The 7,779-nt window shown below is 61.7% G+C and carries 5 protein-coding genes; all 5 read right to left on the bottom strand.

Going from position 1 to position 7,779, the window contains the following annotated elements:
* Window positions 1-165, bottom strand: a 165-nt coding sequence (tuf, locus tag HUU46_17855) for an elongation factor Tu (GenBank protein NUM55517.1), incomplete at its 3' end; no start/stop codon positions are given.
* 48 nt (window positions 166-213) lie between these two features.
* Window positions 214-2,310, bottom strand: coding sequence for an elongation factor G (gene fusA / locus HUU46_17850; GenBank protein NUM55516.1), 2,097 nt, complete (start codon window positions 2,308-2,310; stop codon window positions 214-216).
* A 250-nt stretch (window positions 2,311-2,560) separates the two neighbouring features.
* Window positions 2,561-3,034 carry a 30S ribosomal protein S7 gene (rpsG, locus tag HUU46_17845; GenBank protein NUM55515.1) on the bottom strand — a complete coding sequence of 158 codons (474 nt, stop codon included), beginning with the start codon at window positions 3,032-3,034 and terminating at the stop codon, window positions 2,561-2,563.
* Between the two features lie 19 nt (window positions 3,035-3,053).
* Entirely contained in the window at window positions 3,054-3,476 is a 423-nt protein-coding gene (locus tag HUU46_17840) for a 30S ribosomal protein S12 (GenBank protein NUM55514.1), read from the bottom strand.
* Between the two features lie 189 nt (window positions 3,477-3,665).
* Complete coding sequence (gene rpoC / locus HUU46_17835) at window positions 3,666-7,778, bottom strand: DNA-directed RNA polymerase subunit beta' (protein ID NUM55513.1); 4,113 nt, start codon at window positions 7,776-7,778, stop codon at window positions 3,666-3,668.
* Window position 7,779: the final 1 nt, after the last annotated feature.

The raw sequence follows: 7,779 nt of genomic DNA, 5'->3' as shown, positions 1-7,779 counted from the left end.
TTCCGGCGCCTTGTCGATCTCGCCGTAGGCCATCAGCTTGGCGCGCCCCTGCTCGGCCAACACCGTCGTGATCGCGCTCGTGAGCGTCGTCTTGCCGTGGTCCACGTGACCAATCGTCCCGATGTTCACGTGCGGCTTCTTGCGCTCAAATTTTTCCTTCGCCATGTCTGTCTCCTTGACCTAAGTCCACCGCGCTACGGCGCGGGCCACAAGTTAGCTGAACCGGAACGCGCTTCCGGATTTCTCCATGATTTCGTTCGCGATGTTTGGCGGCATAGGCTCGTACTGCGCGAATTCCATGCTGTACGACGCACGGCCCTGCGTGCGCGAACGGATGTCGTTCGCGTACCCGAACATGTCGCCGAGCGGCACGTACGCGAAAATCTTTCGGGCCGTGCCCTGCTGTTCCATGCTCTCCATACGCCCGCGGCGGCCGTTGAAGTCGCTGATCACCTCGCCCGTGTACTCGTCGGGGCACACCACTTCGACTTTCATGACGGGTTCGAGCAACACCGGGCGCGCCTTCGGCACCGCCGCCTTGACCGCCATCGACGACGCCGTGTTGAACGCCATTTCGGACGAGTCGACCTCGTGATAGCTGCCGTCGATCAACGTCACTTTAACGTCTTCCATCGGATACCCGGCGACGATGCCGCTCTCGAGCGCTTCTTTCGCGCCCTTTTCGATCGCGTTGATGAATTCCTTCGGGACCACGCCGCCGACTGTTGCGTTTTCGAATTCGAATCCCTTGCCGACTTCCGATGGCTCGACGGTAATCACGACGTCACCGTACTGGCCGCGGCCGCCCGACTGCCGGATGAACTTGCCGCGGGCTTCCGCTTTCGTGCGGATTGACTCGCGGTACGCCACCATCGGCTTGCCGACATTTGCGTGGACATTAAATTCGCGGCGCATGCGGTCGACGATGATATCAAGGTGCAACTCACCCATGCCGGAGATAATCGTCTGGCCCGTTTCTTCGTCGGCGCGCACGCGGAACGTGGGGTCTTCTTCAGCCAACTTCACCAACGCTTCGGACATCTTGTCCTGATCGGCCTTTGTTTTCGGTTCGATGGCGATGTGTACGACCGGCTTGGGGAACGTCACGGACATCAATGCGACGGGCTGCTTGGGATCGCAGAGCGTGTCGCCCGTGGTCGTATTCTTCGCGCCGATCACCGCGCCGATATCGCCTGCGCGCAGTTCGGTCAGATCGATGCGTTGGTCCGCGTGCATTTCGAGCAGACGGCCCAAACGCTCCTTGCGGCCCGTGCGCACGTTGAGCACCATGTCGCCGGATTTCACAACGCCGCTGTACACACGCACGAAGGTCAAACGTCCCACGTGCGGATCGGTGAGAATCTTGAACGCGAGACCCGAGAAGGGCTCTTCGTCGCCCGGCTTGCGCTCGACTTTTACTTCGCCTGCCTTGTCCGGGTCCGTGCCGACGATCGTTCCGACGTCAAGCGGCGACGGCAAATAATCGATCGCCGCATCGAGCAGCAGGCGGACACCCTTGTTGCGCAGCGCGGTGCCGCAGAGCACGAGGCAGTGATGGCTCGACAAGACCCCCTTGCGAAGGCCCTGCAAAATCTCTTCCGTGGTGAAATCCTCTTCGAGGATGTACTTTTCCATCAGCGCTTCGTCGCACTCGGCGGCCGCGGCGATACAGTCGTGGTGGGCCTGCTTTGCGGCATCCATCATGTCGGCGGGAATCGGAATCTCTTCCATTTTCGTTTGTCCGCCGTCACCGACAAACTGGATGGCCTTCATGCGGACGACGTCGACGATGCCGCGGTACGCGTCTTCCTGGCCGATCGGAAGTTGAATCGGCACTGCGCGCGCGCCCAGGCGGTCGACCATCGTTTGCACCGCGCGCTTGAAGTCCGCGCCGACGCGGTCCATCTTGTTGATAAACGCGATGCGGGGGACGCCGTACTTGTTAGCCTGGCGCCACACGGTTTCGGACTGCGGTTGCACGCCGGCGACCGCGCAGAATACGGCGACCGCCCCGTCCAGCACGCGCAGGCTGCGCTCGACCTCGGCCGTGAAATCCACGTGGCCCGGCGTGTCGATGATGTTGATGCGGTGGTCTTTCCACTCGCACGCCGTGGCCGCGGACGTAATGGTGATGCCGCGTTCACGCTCCTGCTCCATATAGTCCATCGTCGCCGTGCCTTCGTGCACCTCGCCGATCTTGTGCGTACGACCCGAGTAGAACAAAATCCGTTCGGTCACGGTGGTCTTACCGGCATCGATGTGGGCCATGATGCCGACGTTGCGCGTTCTTTCTAACGGAAACTTTCGCATAACTACCTATGTTGCCGGTGCCCGCCGGCGCATACTTCGCCCAAAAAGGCAAAGGCGCACGCCTGCCTGGCACACTCCGGCCCAATGCCGGCGCGTCCTACGCTGCTCGTTTTCTTCGGGCCCGCGATAGCCGGCGCCGGGTGGCGCCGTTGTCCACGGACTCCAGTCGCATTCCCGCGCGCATGGCGCGGGAGCGCTCCTATTTCCCTACTTAGCTCTTGGAACTGGCCCTTGAGGGAGTGGGCCGAGCTTAATACCGAAGGTGGGCGAACGCCTTGTTGGCTTCGGCCATCTTATGGGTATCTTCCCGCTTCTTAATGGTGTTGCCCGTCTTGTTGTAGCAATCGAGCAACTCCCCGGCCAAACGGTCCGACATCGTTTTCTCGCCCCGCTTGCGCGAGTAGTCGATAATCCATCGGAACGCCAGCGCCGTGCGGGTCGCCGGTGCAATTTCCACCGGCACCTGGTAGGTCGCGCCGCCGACGCGCCGCGACTTCACCTGTAAAATCGGCTTCGCATTGTCAATCGCCGTGTCGAAAATCCGAATCGCGTCTTCCTTTGGGAAACGCCGCGTAATCACCTCGAGCGCACCATACACGATCGATTCCGCGGTGCTCTTCTTCCCGTCGACCATGACCGTGTTCACGAACTTGGTCAACGTAACGCTCTTGTATTTCGGGTCCGGAAGCGGTTGACGCTTCGGAACTTCACGACGCCGTGGCATTGACTAATACGCTCCCAATCTAGCTTTTCGGCTTTTTCACACCATACTTCGAGCGGCTTACCCAACGCCCCGTATGGACTTTCTTCCCGCCGTCATCCTTGGTGCCCGCGGAGCCACCGCAGTCACCGGTGGCGTCCAAAACCCCACGGATGAGGTGGTACCGGACGCCCGGCAGGTCCTTTACACGACCGCCGCGGATCATGACCTGCGAGTGTTCCTGCAAGTTATGGCCCACGCCGGGGATATATACGGTCACTTCCATCCCGTTCTTGAGCCGCACACGGGCCACTTTACGCAGGGCCGAGTTCGGCTTCTTCGGGGTCATCGTCCATACACGGGTGCAGGTGCCCGATGCCTGGGGGCACGCCTTCAGCGCAGGCGACTTCGTCTTGCTCACCCGCTTCTTTCGGGCGCTGCGCATCAACTGATTGATCGTCGGCAACAGAACTCTCCTAGCACCGTTCAGACCCACCCTCAGGCAGGGATTTCCCCTCGCACACAACGGCCCAGTAGCTTATCACAGGAAGATGCCCGTGTCAACCGGCCGCCCGGACTCAGCCCTGCCCAGGGGGAGCGCTCTGGCGCGGGCGGGCCTCTCCCGCCCGCTCCCGAACGCAATAATACTGTATAACTACGACAATAAGTCTTCCAACGTCTCCGTCGCGGGACCCACCTCGAGGTCCTCGGCGAAGTCCTGCACCTGGTCTTCCACCAGTTCCACGTGGGTGTTCTGGTAGTGGCGGCTGCCCGTGCCCGCCGGGATCAGGTGGCCGATGATGACGTTTTCCTTCAACCCGCGCAGGAAGTCGCGCTTGCCGGACAACGCCGCATCCGTCAGGACGCGCGTGGTCTGCTGGAACGACGCGGCGGCGATGAAACTTTCCGTGCTCAGCGCGGCCTTGGTGATTCCCTGCAGGATAGGCTCGGCTTCGGCTGGTCGTCCGCCCTTTTGGCGCGTCTGTTCGTTCGTGTCCTGGAAGCGAATCTTGTCCACTTCCTCGGCGGCGAGGAACGGTGTGTCGCCCGGATCGTCCTTGATGCGGACCTTGCGCAGCATCTGCCGGATGATCACCTCGATGTGTTTGTCGTTCGTGCGCACGCCTTGCAGGCGGTACACCTGCTGAATTTCGTCCAGCAGATACTTGCGCAACGCGTCTTCGCCCTGCACTTCGAGAATGTCGTTCGGGATGACCGGACCGTCCGTCAGGCGCTGGCCCGCGTACACGCGGTCGCCCGCCTGAACGTTGAGGTGCTTGCCGGGCGGAATCGTGTACTCGCGTTCCTTACCGATCGGGGGAACGACCTTGACCTTGCGCATGCCCTTCGTCGCGCCGCCCAGTTCGACAACGCCATCGATGTGGCTGATAACCGCCGGGTCTTTCGGCATGCGCGCCTCGAACAGTTCTGCGACGCGCGGCAGACCGCCGGTAATGTCTTTCGTCTTGCTGAACTGGCGCGGCGTCTTCGCAAGCAGGTCGCCCGCGAGCACCTTGTCGCCGTTCGCCACCATCACGTGCGTCTGCGCGGGCACCGTCGCGTACGCAAGCACTTCGCCCTGCTTACCGAGAATAATGATCTGCGGGTGCAGGTCCTGTTTGTGCTCGGTGACAACACGCTCTTCGATACCCGTGTCGGGGTTGATGTCCTTGCGCACGGTGACGCCTTCGACCATGCCCTCGAGGTGGACCACGCCGCTCGCCTCGGCGACGATCGCGACGTTGTACGGGTCCCACGTGAAGATGGTCTGGCCCTTGCGCACTTTCTGCCCGTCTTCGACGAGCAGGTGCGCGCCGGGCGGCACGCCCCACCGCTGCAGTTCTTTCTCTTCCGGGTCGAGCACAGCCATTTCGCCGCCGCGGTTCACCGCGACGAGTTTGCCTTCGCGGTTCTCGGCCGTGCGCACGTTGCGGTACTGCAAGGCGCCGGAATCGATCGCCTTGATTTCACTCGCTTCAACTTGTCGGCTCGCCGCGCCGCCGATGTGGAACGTGCGCATGGTGAGCTGCGTACCCGGTTCGCCGATGGACTGCGCGGCAATGATGCCCACCGCTTCGCCCAACTCGACGAGCTTGTTCGTCGCGAGGTTCGTGCCGTAACAGAACTGGCACACGCCGCGCTTCGACTGACACGTGAGCACCGAGCGAATCTTGACGCCCGGCAAGCCCTTCCCGACGATCGCGTTGGCTTTCTCTTCCGTAATCTCTTCGCTCGCGCGGACGATCGGTTCGGTTTCGCCCGGGACAAGGATGTCGTCCAGTGCGTGCCGGCCAACGATGCGTTCCTCGAGTGGCTGAATCGACTCAGTGCCGTCCATCAACGATTCGACCCAGATGCCGTTCAGCGTTCCGCAGTCCTGTTCCTCGATGACGACGTCCTGTGCCACGTCCACAAGACGGCGCGTGAGATATCCCGCATCCGCGGTCTTGAGCGCGGTGTCGGCGAGACCCTTGCGGGCGCCGTGCGACGAGATAAAGTATTCGAGCACGGTGAGGCCTTCGCGGAAGTTCGACGTGATCGGCGACTCGATGATGTCGCCGCTCGGCTTCGCCATCAGCCCGCGCATCGCCGCAAGCTGGCGAATCTGCTGCTTCGTTCCGCGCGCGCCGGACGTCAACATCAGATAAATGCCCGTGAAGCCCTGATCGTTGTCGGACATCGATTTCATCATCGCGGCGGATACCGCTTCGGTCGTCGTCGTCCACTGGTCGATGACTTTGTTGTAGCGTTCGCCTTCGGTGATGAGACCGTTCTGATACATCTCGTCGATGCGGCCGACTTCGGCCTTCGCGGTGTCGATGAGCGTCTTCTTTTCCTCCGGCACGAGCATGTCCACAACGCCGATCGAGATGCCCGCGAGTGTTGCGTGCTTAAACCCGACGCGTTTGAGCGCATCGAGCAGCTCGACGGTCTTGCTGTGGCCAAGTTTCGCGTAGGCGTTCGCGATGACGTCACCGATCGATCCCTTGTCGAGTTCGCGGTTCACGTCCTTCAGCGAAATCTCCGGTGGAAGCGCCTCCTTCAACAGCACGCGGCCGACCGTCGTGTCGATGATCTCGCCCTCGTAGTGCACTTTGACGCCCGCGTGCAGATCGGCCTCGCCCATTTCGTGCGCCAGCACGACCGAAGCCGTGTCGCGGTATACGCGGCCCGGCTGAAGAATCTTGCCGTCCTTCGTCCACTCCGCTTGCCAGCCGCCTTTCGCGCCCTTGCGCAGCTTCGTCATGTACGAGATGCCAAGAACGATGTCCTGGCTGGGCGTGACAATTGGGCGCCCGTTCGACGGCGAGAAAATGTTCGTCGCCGACAGCATCAACAGGCGCGCTTCGAGCTGCGCGCCCGGCATAAGCGGCACGTGAACGGCCATCTGGTCGCCGTCGAAGTCGGCGTTGAACGCCGCGCATACGAGCGGATGAATGCGGATGGCCTTGCCTTCAATCAGCACCGGCTCGAACGCCTGAATGCCGAGACGGTGCAGCGTGGGCGCGCGGTTCAAGAGTACGGGGTGATCCTTGATCACTTCTTCGAGGATGTCCCACACCTCTTCGCGGCCCTGCGCAATGACCTTCTTCGCGGCCTTGATCGTCGTGGCGTGACCGCGCTCCTTGAGTTCGCGGATGATGAACGGCTCGAACAGCTCGAGCGCCATCTTCTTCGGCAAACCGCACTGGTGCAGCTTGAGTTCGGGACCGACAACGATCACCGAACGGCCCGAATAGTCCACGCGCTTGCCGAGCAGGTTTTGACGGAAACGCCCCTGCTTGCCTTTAAGCATGTCGCTGAGAGACTTAAGCGGACGGTTGCCCGCGCCAAGCACGGTGCGGCCGTGACGCCCGTTGTCGAAGAGCGCGTCGACCGCTTCCTGCAACATGCGCTTTTCGTTTCGCAGAATGACTTCCGGCGCGCGCAACTCGATGAGCCGCTTCAACCGGTTGTTCCGGTTGATGACGCGGCGGTACAGATCGTTCAGATCGCTCGTTGCGTAACGTCCGCCTTCGAGAGGCACCAGCGGGCGCAAATCCGGCGGGATCACCGGCACAACGTCGAGCACCATCCACGCCGCGCTGTTACCCGACTTGCGGATCGCCTCGACGACCTTGAGACGCTTAATCGCCTTCGCGCGCGCCTGCATGCTCGTCGTCGTGGACAACAGCGCGTGGAGTTCCGCGCTCAACTGCTCGATGTCGATCTCCTCAAGCAGCATCTTGATCGCTTCCGCGCCCATCTTCGCGACGAACCGGTCGCCCCACTGTTCGCGCGCGTCCTGGAACTCGTCTTCGGTGAGGGTTTGCATCTTCGAGAGGCTGGTGTCGCCGGCATCGACGACGATGTAGTTCTCGAAATAGATGATCCGTTCGAGCACGCGGATCGAGAGATCAAGCAGGTTGCCGATGCTCGACGGCGTGGTCTTGAAAAACCAGATGTGCGTGACGGGCACGGCCAGCTTGATGCAGCCCATGCGCTCGCGGCGCACTTTCGATTCCGTCACCTCAACGCCGCAGCGATCGCACACGATGCCGCGGTGCTTCACCTTCTTGTACTTGCCGCACGCGCACTCCCAGTCCTTCACCGGACCGAAAATGCGTTCGCAAAACAAGCCGTCTTTTTCCGGCTTGAACGTCCGGTAATTGATCGTCTCCGGCTTCTTCACTTCGCCGCGCGACCATTTCAGGATGTCTTCCGAAGAGGCCAGGCGAATCTGGATCGCGTCGAAACGGTCGCCGGTTGTCGCTATATACTTGGACAAG

It is taken from the genome of Candidatus Hydrogenedentota bacterium (assembly GCA_013359265.1).
In the GTDB taxonomy this organism is placed as follows: Bacteria; Hydrogenedentota; Hydrogenedentia; order Hydrogenedentales; family SLHB01; genus JABWCD01.
Note: the sequence above shows the minus strand (reverse complement) of the source record. Positions and strands in the feature narration are given on the sequence as shown.